At 54.5% G+C, this 3,011-nt stretch carries 1 rRNA gene; it reads right to left on the minus strand.

The features are described from left to right. Nucleotides 1-64: 64 nt before the first annotated feature. Nucleotides 65-2,954: ribosomal RNA gene (locus tag HVA01_RS17275) — 23S ribosomal RNA — on the minus strand. Nucleotides 2,955-3,011: the final 57 nt, after the last annotated feature.

Genomic DNA, 3,011 nt, shown 5'->3' on the forward strand with positions numbered 1-3,011 from the left:
GGGCCACACGCTGCGTATCCGGCTTCTTTCACGTTATCACTGCACCAGACCCCTTGGGTGTTATAGGGTCAAGCCTCACGGGCCATTAGTACACGTTAGCTCAACGCCTTGCAGCGCTTCCACACCGTGCCTATCAACCAGCTGGTCTCGCTGGGCCCTTCAGGAGGCTCTAGGCCTCAGGGATGTCTCATCTTGAAGGGGGCTTCCCGCTTAGATGCTTTCAGCGGTTATCCCGTCCGACCATAGCTACCCGGCAATGCCACTGGCGTGACAACCGGAACACCAGAGGGTCGTCCACTCCGGTCCTCTCGTACTAGGAGCAGCCCTTCTCAAACATCCAACGCCCACGGCAGATAGGGACCGAACTGTCTCACGACGTTCTAAACCCAGCTCGCGTACCACTTTAAATGGCGAACAGCCATACCCTTGGGACCGACTTCAGCCCCAGGATGTGATGAGCCGACATCGAGGTGCCAAACACCGCCGTCGATGTGAACTCTTGGGCGGTATCAGCCTGTTATCCCCGGAGTACCTTTTATCCGTTGAGCGATGGCCCTTCCATACAGAACCACCGGATCACTAGAACCTGCTTTCGCACCTGCTCGACGTGTCTGTCTCGCAGTCAAGCACCCTTATGCTCTTGCACTCAATGCACGATGTCCGACCGTGCTGAGGGTACCTTCGTGCTCCTCCGTTACTCTTTAGGAGGAGACCGCCCCAGTCAAACTACCCACCACACACTGTCCTCGATCCGGATAACGGACCTGAGTGAGAACGCCAATGATGCCAGGCTGGTATTTCAAGGTTGGCTCCCTTCGAACTGGCGTCCAAAGTTCAAAGCCTCCCAGCTATCCTACACAGGCAACATCAGCGTCCAGTGTGAAGCTATAGTAAAGGTTCACGGGGTCTTTCCGTCTAGCCGCGGGTACACCGCATCTTCACGGCGATTTCAATTTCACTGAGTCTCGGGTGGAGACAGCGTGGCCATCATTACGCCATTCGTGCAGGTCGGAACTTACCCGACAAGGAATTTCGCTACCTTAGGACCGTTATAGTTACGGCCGCCGTTTACCGGGGCTTCAATCAAGAGCTTCGCCTTGCGGCTAACACCATCATTTAACCTTCCGGCACCGGGCAGGCGTCACACCCTATACGTCCGCTTGCGCGTTAGCAGAGTGCTGTGTTTTTAATAAACAGTTGCAGCCACCTGGTATCTTCGACCGGTTCGGGCTTGGAGAGCAAGTCTCGTCACCCTACGCCGGCGTGCCTTCTCCCGAAGTTACGGCACCATTTTGCCTAGTTCCTTCACCCGAGTTCTCTCAAGCGCCTTGGGATTCTCTCCCTGACCACCTGTGTCGGTTTGGGGTACGGTCGCACATGATCTGAAGCTTAGAGGCTTTTCCTGGAAGCGTGGCATCAGTGACTTCAACACCGTAGTGTCTTCGTTTCGTGTCTCGGCCTTAAGGGTCCGGATTTGCCTAAACCCTCAGCCTACTCACTTTCACCAGGACAACCAACGCCTGGCTCACCTAGCCTTCTTCGTCCCCCCATCGCAACCATGTCCGGTACGGGAATATTGACCCGTTTCCCATCGACTACGCCTTTCGGCCTCGCCTTAGGGGCCGACTCACTCTGCTCCGATTAGCGTCGAACAGAAACCCTTGGTCTTCCGGCGAGGGAGTTTTTCACTCCCTTTATCGTTACTCATGTCAGCATTCGCACTCGTGATACCTCCAGCAGACTTCTCAATCCACCTTCATCGGCGTACACGACGCTCCTCTACCGCGTGTTCCTAAGAACACACCCGTAGCTTCGGTACCTGGTTTAGCCCCGTTACATCTTCCGCGCAGGCCGACTCGACTAGTGAGCTATTACGCTTTCTTTAAAGGATGGCTGCTTCTAAGCCAACCTCCTAGCTGTCTGAGCCTTCCCACATCGTTTCCCACTTAACCAGGATTTCGGGACCTTAGCTGACGGTCTGGGTTGTTTCCCTTTTCACGACGGACGTTAGCACCCGCCGTGTGTCTCCCACGCTGCACTCACCGGTATTCGGAGTTTGCCTCGGGTTGGTAAGTCGGGATGACCCCCTAGCCGAAACAGTGCTCTACCCCCGGCGGTGATACGTGAGGCGCTACCTAAATAGCTTTCGAGGAGAACCAGCTATCTCCGAGCTTGATTAGCCTTTCACTCCGATCCACAAGTCATCCAAATCTTTTTCAACAGATCCTGGTTCGGGCCTCCAATTGATGTTACTCAATCTTCACCCTGCTCATGGATAGATCGCTCGGTTTCGGGTCTATATCCAGCGACTGTGTCGCCCAGTTAAGACTCGGTTTCCCTACGGCTCCCCTATACGGTTAACCTCGCCACTGAATATAAGTCGCTGACCCATTATACAAAAGGTACGCAGTCACAGAACAAGTCTGCTCCTACTGCTTGTACGCACACGGTTTCAGGATCTATTTCACTCCCCTCTCCGGGGTTCTTTTCGCCTTTCCCTCACGGTACTGGTTCACTATCGGTCAGCCAGGAGTATTTAGCCTTGGAGGATGGTCCCCCCGTCTTCAGTCAAGGTTTCTCGTGCCCCGACCTACTCGATTTCACGTATTCAGACTTTCGACTACGGGGCTATCACCCGCTACGGCCACGCTTCCCAGCGTGTTCGCCTAATCAGTCATACGCTTAAGGGCTGGTCCCCGTTCGCTCGCCGCTACTAGGGGAATCTCGGTTGATTTCTTTTCCTCAGGGTACTTAGATGTTTCAGTTCCCCTGGTTCGCCTCGTATCCCTATGTATTCAGGATACGATACCGATCTTATGATCGGTGGGTTTCCCCATTCAGAAATGCCCGGGTCACAGGTTGTTGCCACCTCACCGAGCCTTATCGCAGGCTACCACGTCTTTCATCGCCTCTGGCTGCCTAGGCATCCACCGTGTGCGCTTCATTGCTTGACCCTATAACCCGAAGGAGTCTGGTGTCTTGCAATGATAACGTTTCATTTGCCGGATACG

The organism is Halovibrio variabilis (assembly GCF_007991175.1).
In the GTDB taxonomy this organism is placed as follows: domain Bacteria; phylum Pseudomonadota; class Gammaproteobacteria; order Pseudomonadales; family Halomonadaceae; genus Vreelandella; species Vreelandella variabilis.